The organism is Actinoplanes sp. NBRC 103695 (genome assembly GCF_030269485.1).
Taxonomy (GTDB): Bacteria; Actinomycetota; Actinomycetes; order Mycobacteriales; family Micromonosporaceae; genus Actinoplanes.
Genome location: NZ_BSTL01000003.1, coordinates 100,813 through 122,326, shown reverse-complemented (window position 1 = coordinate 122,326; position 21,514 = coordinate 100,813). Strand labels below are relative to the sequence as shown.

Sequence of the window (21,514 nt, the reverse complement as noted above, 5' to 3'; positions counted from 1 at the left end):
GTGCCTGCTCCGGCCGAACCCCCATTCTGGGTCATCCGGTCAAGATGGGGCGTGTGACACCCGCCTCGTCCGCGAGATGGTGATCTAGGCGGCGCGGGCGTCCCGCGTCGGAGCGCCGGTGCTCCGGCGGGCCAGCACGGCGGCCACGGCGACGAGCGCGAAACCCCAGACCCACATCTGCTGCAGGCCCAGGGCCAGCTGCTGGATGTCGCCGACGGACCAGTCGTCCGGCAGGTTCAGGCGCAGCGCGAGCACGGTCTCGGCGGTGGGCCCGAAGGCGAAGCCCTGCTCGTGGATGAGCGTGCCGCCGGTGGGTGCCGGCCGCTCGGAGGTCAGGTAGCTCAGCAGCGAGGCGACGAAACCCGCCGCGGACGGGACCGCCAGCACCAGGCCGGTCGCCGCGACGACGGCGTTCGTCACCGGGCGCCGCGACACGCGGATGCGGTGGGACAGGGACACGCCGGTCAGCCAGCCGGCCAGCAGTCCCAGCAGCGCGCCGGCGACCGTGAGGGGCAGGTAGACGGCGGGCCGGTCCGGCTGGCCGCTCATGCCGATCCACAGTGCCCCTTGATTCCGGTCGGAGGCGGAGGTGACGTCGAGCCGCACGCCGTCCCTGGTGGCCGTGTAGGTGTAGCCGGTCACGATGCCGCCGTGCCTGATGGCGGTCGTCTGCCAGCCCTCGGCGGCCAGTTTCCGGTGGCTCTCCGCCACGACCTGGCCGACGTCCGTCCCGTCGGGCAGGCCTTCTCCCGCCGAGAGATAGTGGGGCCCGCTGCTGGGCCGGATGTCTCCCGTCGCCGGGAACACCCGGTGCGCGAGCGAGGCCGCGTCCGGCAGGGCCGGGTAGGCGCGAGCGCCCAGCCAGGAGCCCGCGGCGGCGCCCAGGGCACCGCCGATCAGCAGTGCCAGCACGGCCGCCACCAGGGCGAAGGGCCGGCGTACGGGTGGGCGGAACCGCTCGCGCAGGCCGTCGAGCACCAGCCGCAGCCGGTCGGCGCTGGTCGGCCGGCCGTCGGGGCCGGCCATCTCGGCCATGGTCGCGATCAGTTCGGGACCGTACGTGCGACGCAGGCGCGCCGGGTACGCCGACAGCAGGAGGCGGCTCACGCGGCACCTCCGGCGGCGGGACGGAGACGGAGCTCGGCGCCGGCGGCGGGACGGAGACGGAGCTGCTCGGCGCCGGCGGCGGCCCGGCGGCTCAGCCGTTCCACCTGCTCCGCGAGGGCGGCGGCGCCGGTCTCACTCAGCCGGTAGTAGCGGCGCAGCCGGCCGTCGACGGGCTCCTCCCGGTCGACGGCGATCAGGCCCTGCTGGTCGAGCCGGTCGAGCGCGCCGTAGAGCGTGCCGGGCCGCAGCTTCACCTCCCCGTCGGAGAGGTCGGTGACGGACTGGACGATCCCGTAACCGTGCAGCGGCCGGGCCGCGAGCGCGGTGAGGATGAGGTAGGTGGGCTCCTGCATGCCCGACACAGTACAGCCGCCGTTATATATCGGCAACCGTAGTATGACCCGGCACCTTGTCCTCGAAACAATTGATGATCATCCTGGGAACGCTCCCACCCATCGATGTATGCGAGGTTCTCGTTGTCGCTCCTCCGCCTCCGCGGACTCGGCCTGGTCGCGATCATCGTCGCCCAGGTCGCTGTCGCGCCGGGATCCGCCTCGGCCGCACCGGTCGCCGCCACCGCGACGCCGGCGACCGGGCCACCCGCCACCGTCACCCTCATCACCGGCGACAAGGTCACCGCGACGCCGACCGCCGCCGGCCTGCGAAACCCGGAGGTCCGCGACGCGCGGGGCCGGCCGACCGGCTTCCTCCAGCATCGGGACGGCGATGACACGTACGTCTACCCGCACGACGCGCTGCCCTATCTGGCGTCCGGCCTGGTCGACAAGGAACTGTTCAACATCGACACGCTGGTGGAGGACGGGTACGACGACAAGCACAGTGCCCGGCTGCCGCTGATCGTCACCTACACCGCGGCGGCCAGGCAGCGCACCGCCGCCGCCCCGCGAGGCGCCACCGGCGTCCGGCCGCTGGACAGCATTCAGGGTGCGGCGTTGAGCGCGGACCGCACGGGCGCGTTCTGGTCGTCGGTCACCACATCGGCCACCGCCGGGAGCGCCAGGAGCGGCAGTGGCATCGCCGGGAGCGGCAGTGGCATCGCCAAGATCTGGCTGGACGGCAAGGCCGAGGTCAGCCTGGCCGAGAGCACCGCGCAGATCGGCGCCCCCGAGGTGTGGAAGACCGGCAACACCGGCGCCGGCGTCGACGTCGCGGTGCTGGACACCGGCATCGACACCGCCCACCCGGACGTCGCCGGCCAGATCGCGGCGACCGAGTCCTTCGTGCCCGGAGCCTCGGTGGAGGACGGAGCCGGGCACGGCACCCATGTGGCGTCCACGATCGCCGGCACGGGCGCGGCGTCCGACGGCAGGGAGCGGGGCGTCGCGCCCGGGGCGCGGCTGCACATCGGCAAGGTCCTCGCCGACGACGGCTTCGGCCAGGAGTCCTGGATCATCAGCGGCATGGAGTGGGCGACGCGTGACCAGCACGCCCGCATCGTCAACCTGAGCCTCGGCGCGGACCCGACCGACGGCACCGACCCGATGAGCCTGGCCGTCAACCGGCTCAGCGCGGAGACCGGCGCGCTGTTCGTGATCTCCGCCGGCAACTCCGGCCCGGCCGCGTACACCGTGGGCACCCCGGGCGCCGCCGACGCCGCGCTGACCGTCGGCGCGGTCGGCCCCGACGACCTGCTCACGTTCTTCTCCAGCCAGGGTCCGCGGGCCGGCGACCGGGCCGTCAAGCCCGAGCTCACCGCGCCGGGCGCGAACATCCTGGCCGCCCGCTCGCAGTACGCCCCGGAGGGCGAGGGCCCGTACCTGACGATGAGCGGCACCTCGATGGCCGCACCGCACGTCGCCGGCGCGGCGGCGCTGCTGGCCGCCCAGCACCCGGGACTGACCGGCCCGCAGCTCAAGGACGCCCTGGTGAGCACCACCAAGCCCACCCCGGACGTGACCCCCTACGAGGGCGGCAGCGGCCGGCTGGACGTCGCCGCCGCGGCCGCCGCGACCGTGTTCGGCACCGGCGTCGTCAACTTCGGCTACCCGGCCTACCCGACCGCGCCGGACGGCCCGGTCGACCGGGAGATCCGCTACACGAACACCGGCGACGAGGCCGTCACGCTCGATCTCGCGATCGAGGGCACCGACGTGGTCGCGCTGTCGGCGAAGCAGGTCACGGTGCCCGCGAACGGCGTCGCCACGGTCACCGCGAGCATCGAGTTCGATCGGGTGCCGGCCGACCGGCTGCACTCCGGCTTCGTGACCGCGAGCGCTGCGGGGCGCAAGGACATCCGGACGTCACTGGGTGTCGGTCGCGAAGGCGTACGCCATCTCCTGTCCTTGAAAGCCAAGGACCGCAGCGGCAAACCCACCGGTGGGCAGCTCGTCCTGCTCGGCAAGGGCACCAGCAGGACCGAGCAGATCGACGCCGGCGGAACCCTGAACCTGCGCCTGCCGGGCGGTGAGTACACGGCGTGGCTCAGCACCGACGTCGAGGGCGCGCACGGCCCGTCGTCCCGCGGTCTCGCCCTGCTGCCGGTGCCGGTGATCGAGCTCGACCGGGACCGCACGGTCGTGTTCGACGCCGCCAAGGCCAAGCCCGCCGGCGCGACCACCCCGCAACCGGCCGCCGTGACCGCGTCGCGCTACCAGGTCGTCCGCGACTTCGGTCAGGGTTCGTGGACGGACGCCTGGCACCCGGGCGCGGAGTACGACAGCGTGTGGGTCCTGCCCACCACCCGGAAGGTCGCGGAGGGCACCTTCGCGTTCGGGGCGCGGTGGCGTCTCACCCAGCCCGCGCTGACCGTGGAGTCCGGCGGCGAGGCGTACGACGACGTGCGGGTGCAACGCGCTCGGACGCCACTCCCCCGCGGGCGCGGCCGGCTCGACGCCGTCCTCGGCGGGGACGCCCGCGGCAAGGCCCTGGTGGTCCGCCGCAGCGACACGGTTCCGCTCGAGGAGCAGGCAGCCGCGGCCGCCGCCTCCGGCGCGAGTCTCCTGCTCGTGGTCAACGACGGCACCGGCCGCCTCGAGCCCTGGCCGGGCTCGGTGTGGACGCCGGTCGATGCGCCGCCGGTGACCGTGGCCACGCTCACCCGCGACGAGGGTGAACGGCTGATCGGCCGGATCCAGCGGGAGCGGCGCGTCCGGCTCGCCCTGAACTCGCGCCCGGCCACCGAGTACGTCTACGACCTCGTCCACGACTACCCGGCCAGGATGCCGGCCGACCTCACCCACCGGGCCACCCCGCAGAACCTGGCCCGGATCAACACGTCGTTCCGCAACTGGCGCCCCGCACACGTGATCGAGGGCCGCTCCGACGTCTACGGCTCCCTGGAGTACGCCGTGAGCCCGGCGATCGGGGACCGGGTCGACTGGGTGACCGCCGGGGTGCCCTGGTTCACCGAGCTCCAGATCCCCGGGGATCAGTCCCAGCACAACGCCCCGGCTGTGTACCCGGCCGGTTCGGTGCGGACCGAGCGCTGGTTCGGTCCCGTGCAACGGCCTCGCCTGGTCGAGGACGACGACTCGACGCCGGTGTTCCGGCAGGAGGGCGGCTGGTTCTTCGCGTTCGTCCCGGGCTGGGGCGACTCGGGTGCGGCGCACGAGGGCGGCACGTTCGACAACTTCGCCGCGGACAACACCCTGCGGCTCTACCAGGGCGACCGGCTGGTCAGCCAGACCGACCGCCACAGCCCGCAGCTGGTGGCCGGCCCGCTCCCCGACGAACGTCTGCCGTACCGGCTGGTCTCGGAGAACAAGCGGGACACCTGGGCCGGGCCCTACTCGGTCGACACCCGCACGGAGTGGTCGTTCACGTCCAGCGGCGTCGCCGTGGGCGCTCCCGTGCAGGTCCCGGCGCTGATCCAGCTCGACTATGCGGTGGACACCGACGTCGCGGGCAAGGCGGCTCGCAACGCCGCCCTGACGATCTCCGCGCTCACCCTCCCCAACGCCGGCAACGCGGGCGCGATCCGGACGGTGGGACTCGAGGTCTCCTACGACGACGGCGCCACGTGGCAGCCTGCCCAACTGCGACAGGCAAACCGCGGCTGGCGTACGCACCTAGCAGCGCCGGCCTCCGCGCAGTTCGTCTCGCTCCGCACCACCGCGCGGGACGCCAAGGGCAACGCCGTCGACCAGCGGATCACGCGGGCCTTCGGTCTAACGTCTTCCTGACAAGCCCGCCGAACAGTGGGCGCATGCGAATCAGAACGATCAGTGTCGTCGCCGGCGTGATCCTGCTTTCCGGCTGCAGCGCGACCTCCGGGCCTTCCCCGGACCCGGAGGTCGCGACCCTGCAGAGCGCGGGTCCGTCGGCCGCGCCGTCCGCGACCCCGCGCGAACGCCCGGTGGTGGGACCGGACGAGGGCGCGGAGGAGTTCGACCGCTACGTCGCCGTCTACGCCGACTGCCTGCGGGACAACGGGGTCGCCGTGGCCGACGGCGCGAAACCGTCGATTGCGGAGGGCCCGAAGGGAGAGGCGGCCAAGAAGAAGTGCGAGCACCTCTACCCGGAGACCTGGATGGACCGGGAACGCCGGACCGATCCGGAGTTCGAGGACCGGCTGCGGGACACCGCGCGGTGCCTCGAGGGCAAGGGCCACGACGTCACGGTCGGCGGAGATCCGGTGTCGATCCGGTACGCCGGCAACGCGAGCGCCAACCGCGCCTACGACGACCAGGTGGCGTGCGAGAAGGACGCGTTCAAGGCGAGCCTCAAGAAGTACGCGAAGGCAGGCTGATCGTGACCGTGGTCCCGGCGCCGAGCTCGCTGGTGACGGTGATCTCGCCGCCGTGGGCCTCGGTCAGGCTGCGCGCGATCGCCAGGCCCAGCCCGCTGCCGCCGGTCTCACGCGCCCGGGAGGTGTCCGCGCGCCAGAACCGGTCGAAGACCCTCGGCAGGTCGGTGGCGGAGATGCCCGACCCGGTGTCGCGTACGGCGATCACCAGCCCGTCCCGCCCGGCCGCGGACACGACGACCGTGCCGCCGGGCGGGGTGTGCCGTACCGCGTTCGACACCAGGATGCCGGCCATCTGACGCAGCCGTACCGGATCGACCGTCGCCTCCAGGCCGTCCGGGACCTCGCAGCGCAACCCCACGCCCGCCGCCTCCGCCGCGCTGCGGTGCGACTCGGCGACCTGCGCGAGCAGGTCGCCGATCCGGGCGTTCTCGGTGTGCACGCGCAGCGTGCCGGCGTCGGCGGCGGCCAGGTCACGCAGGTCGTCGACGATGTGCTGCAGCAGCAGGGCCTCCTCCAGGAGCAGGTCGAACAACTCCGGGTCGGCCGGCGCGAGCCCGTCCTGCGCGGCCTCCAGCCAGCTGCGGATGTTGGTCAGCGGGGTACGCAGCTCGTGCGCCACGTCGGCCACCATCGCCTTACGCTGACGCTCGGCCCGCTCCCGGCGTTCGGCGAGATCGTTGAGCGCGGCGGCCAGCTGACCGACCTCGTCGCGGGTGGTCACCGGCGCCCGGCTCTGCTCGTCGATCGGCCGCCGCGCCGCCTCGGTGAGCGCCTGCAGCGGCCGGACCAGACGGCGCCCGACCAGCACGGTCGCCAGGATCGCGACGATCAGGACCGCCGCGCTCACCGCCGCCGTCCGGACCGCGCCGGCCCGGGACAGGCCGAACACCGGCTGGGCGGCGTCCTGGCCGGGCTCGGTGACGAACAGCAGCGTGGGCGGCGGCACGTACGGCCGCAACTGCTGCTGCCGCGCGCTCTCCACGCAGACGCGCGCGCGGCGGACCTCGGCCGGGCCGGCGGCGGTCACCTTGTCGCCGTCCAGGAGCTGCACCGAGAAGTCCGGGCCGAGGAGCAGCTCCCGCCGGCCGGCCCGACCGAGGCAGCGCGCCGTCAGGGCGGTCAGCTCGCGCAACGGCGTACGCATGCTGACTTGAATGGTTGTCAGATCCGGCGGCGGACACTGCAGCGCGAGTGACAGGACGCCGGGACCGGCCGCGGCGGGGCGACCGTCCGGGCCCACGCCGACCCGCGCCGGCACCCCGAACGAGTCCAGGCAGCGGACCTGATCGGCGGCCCGCCTCCGCAGCTCGGCCAGTTCCCCGGCGGTCGGCCGGTAGGGGCCCGTGACCCGGGGGTCGATCCGTTCCGTTCCCCCGGTGAGGCCGAGGTCCACGCGGAGCGGATCGACGGTGGCCGACGCGCGTGCGCCCGGCAGCGGCTGACCCGGATGGGAGTCCGCGATGATCTGCCGGTCCTCGGCCGACAGGATGATCCGGCGGCCGAGGCGCGCGGCGAGCTCGGCGACCGGCCGCTCGACGCCGGTCCAGTCCCGGTGGGTCGCCGCGAAGCCGAGCAGGGTGTCGTACACGCTCTTGTCGCCGGCCAGCGACCGGGTCTGCTCCTGGCGGATCGCCCGCGTCGTGGACTGCACGGCCAGCCAGGTCGTGGCCGTCGTCGCGAACGCGGCGACCAGCACCGACGTGGCCAGCATCCGCGTCACCAGGCTGTTGCCGAGCATCAGCCGGCGCCGTCGGTGAGCTTGTACCCGACGCCGTGCACGGTCACCAGATGGACGGGGCGCCGCGGGTCCGGCTCGATCTTGCGCCGCAGGTTGAGCACGTGCACGTCGATCGTGCGATGGGTGGAGTCACGCTGGAAGCCGCTGGTGTGCTCCAGCAGCTGGGCGCGGGTGAAGATGCGGCCGGGCTGCTCCGCCATCGCGGACAGGATGGCGAACTCGCCGGGCGTGCACTCGATCCGCCGGTCGTCCACGATCACCTCGTGCCGGGACGGGTCGACGCGCAGCGGACCGACGTGCCGGACCGCGGTCACCCCGGCCGGCGCCCGCCCGGCCCGGCGGAGCAGGGTGCGGACCCGGGCCGCCAGCTCTCGCGGACTGTACGGCTTGGTCAGATAGTCGTCGGCGCCCAGCTCCAGCCCCAGCAGCAGGTCCTCCTCCTCGGTGCGGGCGGTCAGCATCAGCACCAGCAGGTCGGATTCCTGCCGCAGGATCCGGCACACGTTGAGACCGTCCAGGCCGGGCATCATCACGTCCAGCACCAGCAGGTCCGGAGGCTGCCGCCGGGCGTGCTCGAGGGCGCTGCGCCCGTCGTGCACCACTACGGTGGAGTGGCCGTCCGCCTCCAGGTACCGCCGCAGCACCTCGGCCTGCTTCACGTTGTCCTCGGCGACCAGAACGTGTGCGCACACGCGGCGACTATAGATCTCCCCCGCCGCCGATCTCGCCGCCCGATTCGTTACCCCGATCGAACACCTTCCTGACATCTGCCCAGGCCGGACCCCTTGTCCGACCGATCGTCACCAACCTGTGGAAGGCTGGCTCGTTGATGACCTCGCGGGAGCTGTCGACGCTGTTCGTGGCGACCCTCGGGCTGGGACTGAACCTGCGGGCCTCGATCCTGATCGGCCCGCACCTGCACGAACGGTTCGACGTCGGCCCCGGGCGCTATGCCGTGCTGATCGGGTTGCCGCTGCTGGTCGCGGCGCTGGTGCGGCTGCCCGTGGGGGTGCTCACCGATCGCTACGGCGCGCGGGTGATGGTGCCCGCCGTCAGCCTGCTGTCGGCGATGTCGGTGGCCGCCGTGGGACTGGCCGGCACGGTCCCGGCGGTCGCGCTGGCCGGCGCCGCCACCGGCGTCGCGGGGGGCGCGTTCGTGGTCGGCTCCACCCTCGTGTCGCGGGCCCTGCCGTACGGCCGGCGCGGTCTCGGTCTGGGGCTCTTCGGCCTCGGCGCGCTGGTCGCCGTGGTGATCTCGGCCGTGTCCTGGCGACTCGACCCCGAGGGACGGCAGGCCGCGTACGTCCTGGCCGGGTCGCTGGCGGGATACGCCGTCCTGGCCGCGGCGGTGCTCCGGGACCCGGTCCCGGCGCGTCCCCGCGAATCTCCGGCCCGCCGGTGCGCGGCGATGATCCGGCTCGCCTCGTCCACGTCGCTGTCACTGCTCTACCTCCTCGCCCTCGGCGGGATCGTCTCGATCGCGGTGTATCTGCCCGTGTTCCTGACCGCCGCCACCGGCCTCAGCCGGCTCCACGCCCTGATCGTCACGGCGGCCGTGGTCGGCCTCGCGTCGGCCGGTCGGCTGGCCGGTGGGTGGTGGACCGACCGGCGGCCCACCGCCCGGCTGGTGATGATCTGCTACGCCGCCGCCGCGACCCTGTGCCTGGCCGGCGCGCTGATCCCGCGGGTGTGGTGGCTGATGGCGCCCGTGATCGCGGGGATCGCGGTGTGCGACGGCATCGCCAGCGGCGCCCTGCTCGCCCTGATCGGCAAGGCCGCACGGCCGGACGACGCGGGCGCCGTGATGGGCGTGACCGGCTCGGTGGGAGCGCTCGGCGCGCTGCTCCCGCCGGCGCTGGTGGCCGGGGCGATCGGGCTGACCCACTCGTACGCCGTGGCCTGGGTCCTGCTCGCCGCCTTGCTGCTCGGGGCCGCCGTCTACGTCGGCGGCCACGGGCTGTCCGTCGGTCTCGGGCTCACGACGCGCTTCGAGCCGGAACCCGGACCGACGGCGATGACGATCGCGGTCGTCAGCGAGCCGGACACCCGCCTCGGCGGTGCCGCGGTCGTGGCCCGGCTGGCCGAGCTCGCCACCAGCGACGAACTGCTCGTCGTCTACGGCGCCGACGAGCCCCGGACCAGCGGACGCGCCATCGCCGCCGGGCTGCGCTGCCGCCTCCCCCGGCACAGCGTGGTGGCCGTCCGCCTCGGCCCGGACACGGCCGGGCTCGGGCACGACGCGCTCGTGCTCGGCGAGTACGTCGACGCCGGGGCTCTGACGATCGCGGTCACCCCGGCGGCCGACCTGCGCGGCGTCGCCGCCGACCTGTCCATCTACCTGCAGGCCGACCGGGTCCTGATGGTGTCCTTCACGCCGGCGAAGGGCGCGGAGCTGTCCCCGGTCTAGCTTTGCCGGCGCGTGGGACGGGGGCCTGCTCGCCGCCGCTCGCGCCCGGCGCGGGGACGGGTCGGTGGTAGAAGTCCGCGCGAGGGGTAGGACCAGGCATGCAGTGGTGGGCCAGCGCGGCATCCGGCCCCGAATGCCGCGCTGAGCTACCGCTGTTCGCGCGCGCGGTAGCCGAGAGCGCGGAGGTCCCGGTGGATAGCGCCCGCTCCTACCATTGGCCGCGCGAGTCGCAAGCCACGACGGTCTGACCGGCCGTCCACACCGGCGGATGCCGCCCTGGACCACCACTTTCGTCCCCACCTACCACCGCGAGCGGCGGCACCAGCCGCGAGCAGGCACCCCGCCGCCTGGCAAGCCCGCCGAACCCCACGCCCGGCAGAAGCAGCGGCACGGCCGCGAGCAAACACCCCGCCGCCTGGCAACCCCGCCGAACCCCACGCCCGGCAGAAGCAGCGGCACGGCCGCGAGCAAACACCCCGCCGCCAGGCAACCCGACGGGCACGCACCGGACGGGCGGGACGGCCGACGCGCCCGGTCACGGGGTCTGGGCGTGCAGGACCTGGTCGAGGGCCTGTTCGAGGACCACCATCAGGGCGTCACGCACCGACGTGCGGAACCGGGCGTCGAACGTCACGATCGGCACGCGGTCGTTGACGGCCAGGGCCCAGCGCACCTCGGCCAGGTCGTACGCCAGGCGCCCGTCGAAGGTGTTGACCGCGACGGCGAACGGCAGCCCGGCGCGCTCGAAGTAGTCCACCGGCTGATAGCAGTCGGCCAGCCGCGCGCTGTCCACGACGACGAGCGCTCCGAGCGCGCCGTGGGTCAGGTCGTCCCACATGAAGCCGAACCGGTCCTGCCCGGGCGTGCCGAACAGGTAGAGCTTGAGGCTCTGGTCGATGGTCACGCAGCCGAAGTCCATCGCCACCGTCGTGGTGGTCTTGAGGCTGTCCGCGCGTTGTTCGTCCACGCCGGCGGCCACCTCGGTCATCTCGGCCTCGGTGGTGAGCGGGGCGATCTCGGAGATCGCCCGTACCGTCGTCGTCTTGCCGACGCCGAAGCCGCCGGCCACGATGATCTTGACCGGGACCGGTGGGGTCCGGACGCCGGCACGGCCTAATGCCGGCATGGCCGGCTCGTCAGGAAATCGCGCGTAGTCCACGCATCACTCGCAGGATGAGCTCGGGGGAATGGGCGTTCAGGGTGTCGGTGACGTGCACGTCGAGGTATCCGGCGGCACGCAGGTCGGCCACCAGGATCTTGGTGACGCCGAGGTGGAGGCGTAGCCGCGCCGAGATCTCCGCGACCGAGATCGGATCCTGGCACAGCGCCACCATCGCCTGCATCTCCGGGCCCAGCGACGCGAGCGGCACCCGCCCGACCCGCGGGTCGTAGGGCCGCAACGTCACCTGGGTCTCGAACTCGATCTCGCGATCGACCGCGTTGACCCGGCCGGAGGTCAGGACGAACGGGCGCTGCCGCATCTGGTCGCCGGGAGCGGCCGGCGGATCCGGTGGGCTGGTCGGCGCGCCTCCGGCCGGTGGAACCCGGAGGTACGGGGGGATTCTCCCGATCGGCTCGCTCACATCTGGACGGCTCTCTTCAGTTCCGCGATCAACCCCGGTGTCAGGGTCGCTCCGGCCCGGCTTCCGAAGAGCGTCATCTCGTACGCCACGGTGCCGAGATTCGCCGACCGGCTCGCGATGACGCCGAGCACCGCGCCCCGGCTGATCGAGGTGACCAGCAGGTACCCGTCCGCCATGTCGACGACCACCCGGTTCAGCGCGCCCAGCCGGTACCACTCGGCCGCGCCGCTGGCCAGGCTGGTCATTCCGGACACCACCGCGCCGAGGCGGTCGGAGCTGCCCCGGTCCCGCTTGGACGACTTCGCGATGAGCAGACCGTCCGAGGACACCGCGATCGCCTCTTCCACGCCCGACGTCCTGGTGGTGAACGAGCCCAGGAGCCAGTTGAACGTCTTCGCCTCGGCGCTGATCTCCACGACGGGGGTGTGAGTGTGGATGCTGTCCATCGTGCTGTTTCCTCTTCACTGTCGGTTCTTCGGTGAGGCGTCGTGGAGCGCCCGCGCCACGCCGGACTCGATCTGCTCGACGAGGCTGCGCGCCGCGTCCGGGTCCTGCACGACCGCCGGCAGGCCGGTTGCGCGGCGTGGAGAGGAATCGGGCGAGGGCAGGGACGCCCCGGGCACCCGCCGGCTGAGCGACTGCGCCTCGGCGGACGCAGGCGCGGCAGACGGACGCGCGGCGGCCGTGGGCGGGGGCGGCGGCTCACGGAGGGCGGGCGGCGGAACGACAGGCGGCTCAGGGCGAGCGGGTGCCGACGGCGCCGCCTGCAGGCTGCGAACGACCTCGAAGCCGTTCCAGGTCAGCTGGTCGTATCGCATCAGGTCGCTGACCCGCGCCAGCGCCTCCTCCTCGGTGGGCCACAGCCCGGCCGGCCGCGATTGCGGGGACTCCTGCCGGTGCGGGGTGAGCACGACCTCGGCGGGCGCCGCGATCTCCCAGGGCGACGGCACCGGAGACGGTTCGGGCACGACGTTCCGTTCCCCGGCGAGCTGCGCCTCGCTGATGTCCACGCCGACGGTGATGCCGCCGCCGGGGGTGTGTGACAGCGCGACCGCGAGCCCGTGCCGGCGGGCCAGGCGGCCGACCACGAACAGGCCGAGCACCTGGCTGGGCACGAGGTCGAGCCGCTCGCGGCGGGCGATCCGGGAGTTCTCCTCGATGAGCCGCTCGTCGGGCATGCCGATGCCGTGGTCGGCGACGACCAGCCGGGCGCCGCCCCGCACGACCTGGGCGCTGACGCTGACCCGGGTGTGCGGCGGGGAGAACGACGTCGCGTTCTCCAGCAGTTCCGCGCAGATCAGCACCATGTCGCCGACGAGAGCGGGCGCCACCGACAGGTCGAGCGGCACGTCGACGTCGACCCGGGTGTACTCCTCGATCTCGGCGAGCGCGAGGCGCACCACGTCGACCAGCCGGGCCGGCGAGTGGTGGCTCTCCTCCCGCTCGGCGCCGGAGATAACCACCAGGCTGTCGGCGCTGCGGCGCAGGCGGTTGGCGATGTGGTCGAGCCGGTAGAGCTTCGCCAGCCGGTCCGGGTCGGCCTCCTCGGTCTCCAGTTCGTCGATCAGGCTCACCTGACCGCCGACCAGGTTCTGGGTACGCCGGCCGATGTGGCCGAACATCTCCGCGACGTTGCGCCGGCTGAGCACCTGCCGCTCGACGAGTAGCGAGGCGGTGCTCTGCACGCGTTCGAAGACGCGCGCCAGGTCGCCGATCTCGTCGTTGGAGTTCACCTCGAGCACCTCGAGGCGTACCGGATCGACCGTCTCGCTCTCGTCGTCGGCAACCCTCCGCAGTTCGGTCTCGCCGGCGTCCGCCACCTGCGCGGCCGAGCGGCTGAGCCGGGTCAGCGGGACCGCCACGGCCCGGGCGACCGCCGCCACCAGGATCAGGACCAGGAGCAGGACCGCCAGGGCAAGAGCGCCGATTCCGTACGCGATGGTGAGCTGTTGTTGCCGTTGCCTGGCCACCAGGGACGTGACGTCGTCGACGAGGCGCTTCTCCACGAAGCTGCCGAGCGCGTTGAACGACTGGAGGGCGGGGAACAGCGTGGCGACCGGCAACGCCGCCATCGTCCGGACCGGGTCGGCCTCGAAGTCGTTGTCGAAGCGGACGCCGACGCGCTCGGTGAAGGCCGTCGCCACCAGGTCGTACAGTCCGCGCTGGGCCGGCGTGGCGAAGTTGGTGAACCGCGTCAGGTAGGTGTCGAACTCGGCGCGCTCCTCGCGGTAGCGCACCGACTGGCGGACGACGTCGCCACCGGCCATGACGGCGAGCAGCGCGGTGCTCTCGGTGTTGGACTCGTCCATGCGCAGCAACGCGTCCAGCGCGATCAGCTGCCGGCCGGCGTCGGTGCCGGCGTCGGCGTTCTGCACCAGCCGCAGCGATTCGATGATGCCGGCCAGCACCGGGGCGAACTTGTCGAGCAGTTCCTCGGGCGCGATCCGCTTCAGCAGCACCTGGCTGCGCGTCGAGGTCAGCCGCGCCGCTCCGTCGAGCGCGGCGACCACCTCGGGTGGCAGGTCGTCGCCGAGGTCCTGGCGCACGTCGAGGGCCCGGTCGGTGACCGTGGCGGTCTGCAGCGTGAGCTCGTCCTTGTCGGCGACGCCGAGCAGGAAACCGACCGAGAGCAGGCGCTCGCGTTCCATGTCCTGCAGGAGCGCGCCGACCCGCCCGGCCACCGTGGCGGCGGTGTCGATCTCGGTGGCCTGGTTGGCGTTGACGGCGAGCTCGCGGACGACCGGCAGGACCAGCCCGGCCATCGCCAGCAGCGGGATCATCACCAGCAACGTCAGCTTGCCGCGAATGCGGAGCCTACTGAGGAGCACCGAATCGCTCCCATCGCGCGAACTCCGGGTCGGACCGGTCGGGTTGCCTCGATGGGGGCCAGTGCGCCGGCACGGGCTCCGCGGGCCGTTGCCGCGGTGGCGCGGCCGGTCGCTCCGGGTGCTGGCGTTCCGGTGCCGGGCGGTCCGGCGCCTGATGGGCCGGCGCTTGATGGGCCGGAACCCGCGGCGCCGGCGGCCGGTTCGGCTCGCTCCTGCCCTTGGCGTCTCCTCGACGGGTCACCAGGGCCATGACGAGCGGCACGAGCGCCAGCAGCACCGCCAGCGCCAGCGTCCCGATCGCCAGCAGGCGGCGCTGGCCGAGCGACGAGAGCCGGTCCTTCAGCGCGATGTCGATCTGGACGAGGAGCGCCGCCGAGAAGTCCGCCGCCGCGGCCTGCATCTCGTCGCGGGCCCGGGCGATCTGGGCCACGTCCACGCGGCCCTTCCCGGCCAGCACCGGCTGCATCAGGGGCACGAGGTTGTCGATCGAGCGGTTGAGGCGGTCGAGCTTGCTCAGCAGCGCGCTGCCGAGGCTCCGGCTGCCGGTGGCGCCTTCGACGGCGAGCCGGACGTCCTCGGAGAGGTCGCGGGCGTTGCCGACCAGATCGGAGCGCGCGGAGTTGATGTCGACCAGGGCGTCGGCCCGGTCGCCACCGGGCAGGCCGGCCGCGCTCACCAGGAGGTCGGTGTAGTTGGCGGCGGCGATGATGCCTTCCGGGAGCTCCTGGGTCGCGCCGTCACCCAGGTAGTAGCTGTCGGCGTCCGGGTCGCGGATCAGCTTGGAGTTGTTGCGGACCTTGTCCATCAGGGCCAGCAGCAGGTCGTGGGCGCCGGCGTAGGCGTCCATGACCGTCGCGCCGGCGCCACTGCCCGGCAGCGATTCGATCTTGGTGCGCAGCCCGGTCCACCGGTCCTCGGTGTGCAGCCGCCCGCCGAGTTCACGATCCACGGCGGCGACGTTGTCGACCGCCCGGATCAGTTCCTGGCGTGGCAACGGCCGGCCGCTGACGACGGCGGACTGCGTGTTCGTCAACGCGATCTCCAGCGGTCCGAGCTGCTGGATGTACCTGACGCCGTCCCGTTCCAGGTTGGCGAAGTCGATCTGATCGCCGACCGACTGCCACACCATCGAGAACAGCAATGTCACCGGCAGAACCAGGACAAGCGGGAACAGACTTCGCGTTCTGCCGCTGAACAGCCCACTACGCCGTCGCTGACGCGCCCCTGTTGTCATCATCACTCACCCTCGGCGCGAACTCCGCGCTAGCTTTGAAACTCTCCGTCCTGGGAACAAACCGCAGGCCGGTCGGGGTGAAACTTACTGATGCGGGACCGCATCGAGTCATGGAGCCTTGACCGATTGTTACGGCGGTCCAGACAGGATTGATCGACATCCGGACAGTGATGATGTTCGAAGTATTGTCTTGTGATCATGCGAGTCGTAAGATCCGCGACCCACTCGACCGGCACCTCTGGAGGCGCGATGAACAGGATCGCGCGAGCGCTTCTGGCCGGCGCGATGGCGCTCACCACGGCGGCTTGTTCCGCGGACGAGCCCACAGCCGGCGGGGCCCGGCCCGCCGGCTCGACTCTCACCGAAACCGCCGTTCGCCCCCTGGCCGGCAACGATGCCGCGCCCTTCGATCGGGCTCGCCGCCTGCAGGCCCCGCCCGGCTGGACGGTGACCGTGTGGGCGCGCGTGCCGGGAGCCCGGTTGCTGGCGTGGACCGGCGATCGGCGGCTGCTCGTCTCCCGGCCCAAGTTCGGCGACGTCGTCGAGCTCTCCCCCGGCGCCGGTGACGCCGCTCCGGCCGCGAGCACCCTGGTCAGCGGCCTGAACCAGCCACACGGGCTGGCCCTGGACGGTGACACCCTGCTGGTGGCCGAGAGCGACCGGGTCGACGCCTACACGTACGCGTCCGGGAAGGTCTCCGGCCGGCGGGTCGTCATCGGCGATCTGCCCGACGCCAAGAGCCCGGAGCTGGGCGGTCAGTACGCGCACGCGCTGAAGAGCGTGGCGGTCGGCCCGGACGGCGCGCTCTACGTCTCGGTCGGCTCGACCGGCAACATCTCGGCCGGGGACCGGGACGCCGCCCCGGAACGCGCCACCATCCTGCGGGCCCCGGCGGGCGGCGGAAAGCCCACGGTGTTCGCGCGGGGCGTCCGCAACGGCACCGGCCTGGCCGTGGATCCCGGTGGCGCGGTGTGGACCGCGGTCAACAACCGGGACAACATCGGCTATCCGCACGACGGCGACGACCGGGGCGAGATCCTCCAGTCGTACGTGAACGACCATCCGCTCGAGCCGCTGGCCCGGCTCGAGCAGGGACGCGACCTCGGCTGGCCGTACTGCAACCCGGATCCCGATCTGCGGCCCGGCACCAGAGGCTCGCCGCTGGGCTACACCGCGCGACCCTTCGTGCGGGACGTCCAGACGAACCCGGACGGCGCCGAGCTCGACTGCGCGAAGCTGCCACCGGTCGAGCAGGGCATGGGTGCGCACTCCGCTCCCCTGGGCCTGAGTTTCGCGGTGAAGCCGGGCCTGCCCGGCGCGTACGGCCCCGGCGCCCTGGTCGGCGTGCACGGCTCGTGGAACCGCAAACCGCCCCGCCCGCCCGAGGTGTCGTTCTTCGCCTGGCGCGACGGCACCCTCGGCCCCCAGCAGACGTTGCTGACCGGTTTCCAGCTCGATGACGGTTCCCGCTGGGGCCGTCCCGTCATGGCCGTGCAGGGCCCGGACGGAGCTCTCTACGTCAGCGACGATCTCGCCGGAGCGGTCTACCGCGTCATCGCACCCTGACCGTGATCTTTTGACAGATGCGCGGCGCCCGTTCGGGTACTAGGGTCGGTCGCACCAAGATTGCAAACTTGTTTCACGCATGTCAAACCATCGCCGTGCCAGGGCCTCGAAATCAGGCGGGAGCAAGACTGTGGAGGAACGCGGAATCGAACGACGGCAGGTCCTTCGAGGGCTCGGCCTGGGCGCGGCGGGACTCGCCGCCGGACCCCTGCTGGCCGCCTGCGGCGAAGGCAGCTCGGGCCTGTCGAACAGCGGCGGCGACGGATCCAAGGCCGCGCTCAACGTCTGGTACCACCAGTACGGCGAGGCCGGCACCCAACAGGCCGTCGAGCGCTACGCCAAGGAGTACGACAAGGCCGCGGTGAAGGTGCAGTGGACGCCCGGCGACTACACGTCCAAGCTCAACTCGGGGCTGCTCTCCACCTCGGGGCCGGACGTCTTCGAGAGCACACCCAACATCGACCAGGTCAAGAGCGGCCAGATCGTGCCGCTGGACGACATCATCGCCGACGTCAAGAGCGACTACACCGAGGCGGACATCAAGTCCTCCACTGTCGACGGCAAGATCTACATGATCAAGATGGTCGACGACATGGGCGTCCTCTACTACCGCAAGAGCCTGCTGGCCAAGGCCGGCATCAAGCCGCCGACCACGATCGACGAGCTGATCGCCGCCTCCAAGGCACTGAACACCAAGGACCAGAAGGGGCTCTTCATCGGCAACGACGCCGGCGTGACCCCCGCGTTCGGCGGCGGATCGCTGCTCGGCCAGATCCTCTGGAGCGTCGGCAGCGACTACCTGACGGCCGACAACAAGCCCGGCTTCACCAGCGCGGAGGCGAAGCAGTCGTTCGCCAAGATGCGGGAGCTGTTCAACTCCAAGTCGATCCTGCTGGGCTCGCCGACCGACTGGTGGGATCCCTCCTCGTTCACCCAGGGCCTGGCGGCGATGCAGTGGTGCGGCCTGTGGGCGATGCCCGGCATCCAGAAGGCCGTCGGTGACGACTTCGGCGTCGTACCGTGGCCCGCCTTCAGCGCGAGCGTCGGCAAGCCGTCCACGTTCGCCGGCGGCTGGGGCGCGATGGTCAGCGCCAAGGCCAAGAACGTGGACGCCGCCAAGGCGTACATCAAATGGCTCTGGATCGAGAATGTGAAGAACCAGGAGGACTTCAACCTCAGCTACGGGTTCCACGTGCCGCCGCGCAAGTCGCTGGCCGCCAAGGCGAGCAAGCTGCAGTCCGGCCCGGCCGCGGACGCGTTGAAGATCTTCAACGACTACGCCGTCGCCGGCAACCCGGCCTGGACGCCGAAGATGAACAGCGCCTACGCCGACGCGGCCACGGCGATCGTCCGCAAGGGCGCCGACATCGACGCCAGCATCGCCACCGCGGAGAAGGCCGTCAACGCCGAACTCAAGCGCCTGTACGGCTGACACGTGGCCACGACAGAAGTGGCGGCGCCCCCGCGCGGGAGCCGGGGCCGGGGCCGTATCGGCGGCGTCGCCCCGGCCTTCTGGCTGTTCGTCGGCCCGTTCCTGGCCGGCCTGGTGATCTTCGTCTACGTGCCGATCATCTGGTCGGTGATCCTGAGTTTCTCGCGCGGCCAGAACACCGTGACCCCGGGCGACTGGGTCGGGCTCGACAACTACATCGACCTGCTCAAGCCCGGCCCGTTCCTGGACAGCCTGGTCACGTTCACCGTGTTCGCGGCGTTCATCGTGCCGCTGACCTTCGCGCTGGCGCTGGGTCTGGCGATGCTGCTCAACCGGATCCGGTTCATGCGGACGTTCTTCCGCTCGGTGTTCTTCCTGCCGACCGCCTGCTCGTACGTGGTGGCCTCGCTGGTCTGGAAGCTCTCGATCTTCAACGGGGTGCGGTTCGGGCTGGCCAACACCGTCCTCGGCTGGTTCGGCGTGGACAACATCGCGTGGCTGGCCACCACCGACCCGCCCTGGTACTGGCTGGTGATCGTCACCGTCCGGCTCTGGCTGCAGCTCGGTTTCTACATGATCCTGTTCATCGCCGGCCTGCAGCGGATCCCGCGGGATCTGTACGAGGCGGCCGACGTGGACGGCGCCGGGCGCGGCTGGCAGACCTTCCGCTACATCACCTTCCCGCAGCTGCGGCCGACGTCGGTGGCGGTGCTGCTGCTCCTGCTGATCAACGCCTATCAGGCCTTCGACGAGTTCTTCAACCTGCTCGGCAACTCGTCGTTCGCCCGCCCGCCGCTGGTCTACCTGTACTACACCGCGCAGGGCAACCAGGACTACGGCCACGGGACGGCGGGCGCCGTCATCCTGGCGCTGCTGATCATGATCGTGACCTTGGCGCAGGGCCGGATCTTCGGCTTCGGGAGGGCTGAATGACCGCCACGACGACACCGCCCGTTGCCGCGGAGGAGGAAGCCCCGCTGCGCCCTCGCGCCCGCCCGCGAACGCCCGCCGAGACGCTCGGCACCTCGGCACGCTATCTGGCCCTGATCATCGCGGCCGGCCTGTTCCTGGTGCCGTTCTACCTGATCATCCGCAACGCGCTCGCGGCCGACTCGGAGATCACCGCCCCCGGCTGGACGCTGTTCCCCAGCACCATCCACTGGGAGAACTTCGGCGAGCTGTTCACCGACCCGTCCGTCAACCTGCTCCAGGCCCTGGGCAACTCGGCCATCGTGGCGATCAGCCAGACCGTCGGGATGCTGCTGCTCTGCTCGATGGCCGGCTACGGGCTGGCCCGCATCCCGTACCGGTACGCGACGCCGATCTTCTACGCCGTCCTGGTCACCCTGATGATCCCGCCGGCCGTGACGTTCATTCCGTCGTTCATCATCGTGTCGCAGTTGCGCTGGGTGGACACCTACCAGGGGATCATCGTGCCGGTCCTGTTCAGCGGCTTCACGACGTTCCTGTTCCGGCAGTACTTCCTCAACTTCCCGCGCAGTCTCGAGGAGGCCGCGCGGCTCGACGGGCTGGGCTACTTCGGCGCCTTCTGGCGGATCGTCGTGCCCAACTCCGGAGCGTTCTTCTCGGCGATCGCGGTGATCACGTTCATCAACAACTGGAACCAGTTCCTGTGGCCGCTGATCATCGGGCAGGACTCGTCCAAGTGGACCGTCCAGGTGGCGCTGAGCACGTTCCTCACCGCCCAGACGATCAACCTGCACGAGCTGTTCCTGGCGGCCGCCGTCTCCATCGCACCGCTGGTGCTGGTGTTCGTGCTGCTCCAGCGCTACCTCGTGCAGGGCGTCGCGGAGACCGGGATCAAGGGCTGACCAGCCGGAGCAGCTCCGCGGTCACCTCGGCCGGGCGCTCGATGTGCGGTGAGTGGCCGCAGCCGGCGTAGACGACCTCGCGGAAGGTGCCGCCGTTCTGCGCGTACCGCTCGAGCACCGCGCGGGTCTGGCCGACCATCGGCTGCGGCGGGCAGGCCTCGGCGCCGGGCCAGCCCGGCACCAGATCGAGAGAGCCGAGGTACGCCAGGTCGAACAGCGACGTGTCGGACACGATCGCGTCCCGGTCGCCGCGAACCCAGACGATCGGCGGCTTCGACGGGATCCCGATCAGCGCCTCGGCGACGTTGAAGTGGCTGGGCGCCATCGTGTTGAGCACGCCGCGGTCGCCCGGCCCGATCCCCGGCCAGCTCGGCACCGGCCGGCCGTCGCCCGGGTAGTTGTCCTCCCCGACGGCCGTGCTCAGCACCGTGTCGAGCAGCAGCGTCTCGTCCTCGCCGAGTGACGCCGGATCGGCCACGTAGGCGGCGCGCAGCACGGAGAGCGGGCTGGTCGGCACGTCGGCGCTGCGGTCGCCCGCCTGGATGCGCGCCACGAAGTCCGGGTTGGCGGTGCCGCCACCGGTGCCGGCGAAGTCCGCCGTGGTCGGGGTGCCGTCGAGGTCGCGGGTGCCGCCGAAGCCGTACGGGCTGACCGGCGCCTCCAGCAGTACCGACGAGAACCGGCCCGGGTGGTCGGCGAGCATCCGCATCACCACGCCGCAGCCCATCGAGTGCGCGGCCACCACGACCGGGCCCTCCCGCGGGAACAGGCTCCGGTCGTCCAGCAGGGCGGCCACGTCGTCGGCGAAGTCGCTCAGACCCCGGGTGGCGTCCACCGGAGCGGTCTCGCTGCGGCCGTACCCGCGCAGGTCCGGGGCGACGACCCGGATGCCGTCGGGGAGCCGCCGGACGAGCGGCGTCCAGAACGCCGCGGAGGAGCAGTTGCCGTGCACCAGAAGCACCGGCGTCCCGTCATCCGGCCCGCCGACGAGCACGTTCTGGGTAACACCGCGGGCCTGAACGCGCAGATCACGGGTCTCCATCGGCCGATCTTGACACAATCCTTCAGGTCCGTCATAG

The 21,514-nt window shown here is 72.0% G+C and carries 17 protein-coding genes; 7 read left to right on the top strand and 10 right to left on the bottom strand.

The window, feature by feature from the left end; all coding sequences use genetic code 11:
• Nucleotides 1–84: 84 nt before the first annotated feature.
• Both QSK31_RS05425 and QSK31_RS05420 read right to left on the bottom strand, forming a co-directional pair.
• Nucleotides 85–1,107: a hypothetical protein gene (locus QSK31_RS05425; RefSeq protein ID WP_285681608.1), complete on the bottom strand. Its 1,023-nt coding sequence runs from the start codon at nucleotides 1,105–1,107 to the stop codon at nucleotides 85–87.
• Entirely contained in the window at nucleotides 1,104–1,460 is a 357-nt protein-coding gene (locus tag QSK31_RS05420) for a PadR family transcriptional regulator (protein ID WP_285681607.1), read from the bottom strand. Before QSK31_RS05420 ends, QSK31_RS05425 begins: the two co-directional genes overlap by 4 nt.
• A 123-nt stretch (nucleotides 1,461–1,583) precedes the next feature.
• On the opposite strand from QSK31_RS05420, the gene QSK31_RS05415 reads away from it, so the two are divergent.
• Together QSK31_RS05415 and QSK31_RS05410 are read left to right on the top strand one after the other, a co-directional pair.
• Nucleotides 1,584–5,249: a S8 family serine peptidase gene (locus QSK31_RS05415; RefSeq protein ID WP_285681605.1), complete on the top strand. Its 3,666-nt coding sequence runs from the start codon at nucleotides 1,584–1,586 to the stop codon at nucleotides 5,247–5,249.
• Between the two features lie 23 nt (nucleotides 5,250–5,272).
• Entirely contained in the window at nucleotides 5,273–5,815 is a 543-nt protein-coding gene (locus QSK31_RS05410; protein ID WP_285681603.1) for a hypothetical protein, read from the top strand.
• On the opposite strand, the gene QSK31_RS05405 is transcribed toward QSK31_RS05410, so the two are convergent.
• Nucleotides 5,790–7,553: a sensor histidine kinase gene (locus tag QSK31_RS05405; protein ID WP_285681601.1), complete on the bottom strand. Its 1,764-nt coding sequence runs from the start codon at nucleotides 7,551–7,553 to the stop codon at nucleotides 5,790–5,792. The two genes, QSK31_RS05410 and QSK31_RS05405, sit on opposite strands and share 26 nt — an antisense overlap.
• Nucleotides 7,553–8,245 carry a response regulator transcription factor gene (locus QSK31_RS05400; protein WP_285681599.1) on the bottom strand — a complete coding sequence of 231 codons (693 nt, stop codon included), beginning with the start codon at nucleotides 8,243–8,245 and terminating at the stop codon, nucleotides 7,553–7,555. Before QSK31_RS05400 ends, QSK31_RS05405 begins: the two co-directional genes overlap by 1 nt.
• A gap of 137 nt (nucleotides 8,246–8,382) precedes the next feature.
• Here QSK31_RS05400 and QSK31_RS05395 point away from each other — a divergent pair, with 137 nt between their 5' ends.
• Complete coding sequence (locus QSK31_RS05395; protein ID WP_285681597.1) at nucleotides 8,383–9,960, top strand: MFS transporter; 1,578 nt, start codon at nucleotides 8,383–8,385, stop codon at nucleotides 9,958–9,960.
• A gap of 535 nt (nucleotides 9,961–10,495) precedes the next feature.
• Here QSK31_RS05395 and QSK31_RS05390 read toward each other — a convergent pair.
• Genes QSK31_RS05390 through QSK31_RS05370 form a run of 5 tightly spaced genes read right to left on the bottom strand, consistent with a single transcriptional unit; the run spans nucleotide 10,496 to nucleotide 15,518 of the window.
• Nucleotides 10,496–11,086, bottom strand: coding sequence for a GTP-binding protein (locus QSK31_RS05390; protein WP_285681595.1), 591 nt, complete (start codon nucleotides 11,084–11,086; stop codon nucleotides 10,496–10,498).
• A gap of 10 nt (nucleotides 11,087–11,096) precedes the next feature.
• Nucleotides 11,097–11,543 (bottom strand): DUF742 domain-containing protein, encoded by a 447-nt coding sequence (locus QSK31_RS05385; RefSeq protein ID WP_285681593.1) that lies wholly within the window; start codon nucleotides 11,541–11,543, stop codon nucleotides 11,097–11,099.
• On the bottom strand, nucleotides 11,540–11,989 hold the full coding sequence (locus QSK31_RS05380) for a roadblock/LC7 domain-containing protein (RefSeq protein ID WP_285681591.1): 450 nt from the start codon (nucleotides 11,987–11,989) through the stop codon (nucleotides 11,540–11,542). The genes QSK31_RS05385 and QSK31_RS05380 overlap by 4 nt, the downstream gene beginning before the upstream one ends.
• A gap of 15 nt (nucleotides 11,990–12,004) precedes the next feature.
• Nucleotides 12,005–14,371: a sensor histidine kinase gene (locus tag QSK31_RS05375; RefSeq protein ID WP_285681589.1), complete on the bottom strand. Its 2,367-nt coding sequence runs from the start codon at nucleotides 14,369–14,371 to the stop codon at nucleotides 12,005–12,007.
• Nucleotides 14,358–15,518: a hypothetical protein gene (locus QSK31_RS05370; RefSeq protein ID WP_285681588.1), complete on the bottom strand. Its 1,161-nt coding sequence runs from the start codon at nucleotides 15,516–15,518 to the stop codon at nucleotides 14,358–14,360. Before QSK31_RS05370 ends, QSK31_RS05375 begins: the two co-directional genes overlap by 14 nt.
• A gap of 336 nt (nucleotides 15,519–15,854) precedes the next feature.
• Between QSK31_RS05370 and QSK31_RS05365 the strand changes: the two genes are divergently transcribed.
• The 4 genes from QSK31_RS05365 to QSK31_RS05350 all read left to right on the top strand — a co-directional run bounded on the left by QSK31_RS05365 (nucleotide 15,855) and on the right by QSK31_RS05350 (nucleotide 20,435).
• Nucleotides 15,855–17,171: a PQQ-dependent sugar dehydrogenase gene (locus tag QSK31_RS05365; protein ID WP_285681587.1), complete on the top strand. Its 1,317-nt coding sequence runs from the start codon at nucleotides 15,855–15,857 to the stop codon at nucleotides 17,169–17,171.
• A 130-nt stretch (nucleotides 17,172–17,301) separates the two neighbouring features.
• Nucleotides 17,302–18,603 (top strand): ABC transporter substrate-binding protein, encoded by a 1,302-nt coding sequence (locus QSK31_RS05360; RefSeq protein WP_285681586.1) that lies wholly within the window; start codon nucleotides 17,302–17,304, stop codon nucleotides 18,601–18,603.
• A 3-nt stretch (nucleotides 18,604–18,606) separates the two neighbouring features.
• Entirely contained in the window at nucleotides 18,607–19,536 is a 930-nt protein-coding gene (locus QSK31_RS05355; protein ID WP_285681584.1) for a carbohydrate ABC transporter permease, read from the top strand.
• Nucleotides 19,533–20,435, top strand: a complete 903-nt coding sequence (locus QSK31_RS05350; protein WP_285681582.1) for a carbohydrate ABC transporter permease — start codon at nucleotides 19,533–19,535, stop codon at nucleotides 20,433–20,435. Before QSK31_RS05355 ends, QSK31_RS05350 begins: the two co-directional genes overlap by 4 nt.
• On the opposite strand, the gene QSK31_RS05345 is transcribed toward QSK31_RS05350, so the two are convergent.
• Nucleotides 20,425–21,477: an alpha/beta fold hydrolase gene (locus tag QSK31_RS05345; protein WP_285681580.1), complete on the bottom strand. Its 1,053-nt coding sequence runs from the start codon at nucleotides 21,475–21,477 to the stop codon at nucleotides 20,425–20,427. The genes QSK31_RS05350 and QSK31_RS05345 overlap by 11 nt on opposite strands.
• Nucleotides 21,478–21,514: the final 37 nt, after the last annotated feature.

What these genes read in the sequence shown, in the direction of transcription:
- QSK31_RS05420 (WP_285681607.1), bottom strand. Translation starts at nt 1,460, where the DNA reads ATGCAGGAGCCCACCTACCTCATCCTCACCGCGCTCGCGGCCCGGCCG.
- QSK31_RS05380 (WP_285681591.1), bottom strand. Translation starts at nt 11,989, where the DNA reads ATGGACAGCATCCACACTCACACCCCCGTCGTGGAGATCAGCGCCGAG.
- QSK31_RS05405 (WP_285681601.1), bottom strand. Translation starts at nt 7,553, where the DNA reads ATGCTCGGCAACAGCCTGGTGACGCGGATGCTGGCCACGTCGGTGCTG.
- QSK31_RS05395 (WP_285681597.1), top strand. Translation starts at nt 8,383, where the DNA reads ATGACCTCGCGGGAGCTGTCGACGCTGTTCGTGGCGACCCTCGGGCTG.
- QSK31_RS05410 (WP_285681603.1), top strand. Translation starts at nt 5,273, where the DNA reads ATGCGAATCAGAACGATCAGTGTCGTCGCCGGCGTGATCCTGCTTTCC.
- QSK31_RS05345 (WP_285681580.1), bottom strand. Translation starts at nt 21,477, where the DNA reads ATGGAGACCCGTGATCTGCGCGTTCAGGCCCGCGGTGTTACCCAGAAC.
- QSK31_RS05350 (WP_285681582.1), top strand. Translation starts at nt 19,533, where the DNA reads ATGACCGCCACGACGACACCGCCCGTTGCCGCGGAGGAGGAAGCCCCG.
- QSK31_RS05365 (WP_285681587.1), top strand. Translation starts at nt 15,855, where the DNA reads ATGAACAGGATCGCGCGAGCGCTTCTGGCCGGCGCGATGGCGCTCACC.
- QSK31_RS05390 (WP_285681595.1), bottom strand. Translation starts at nt 11,086, where the DNA reads ATGCCGGCATTAGGCCGTGCCGGCGTCCGGACCCCACCGGTCCCGGTC.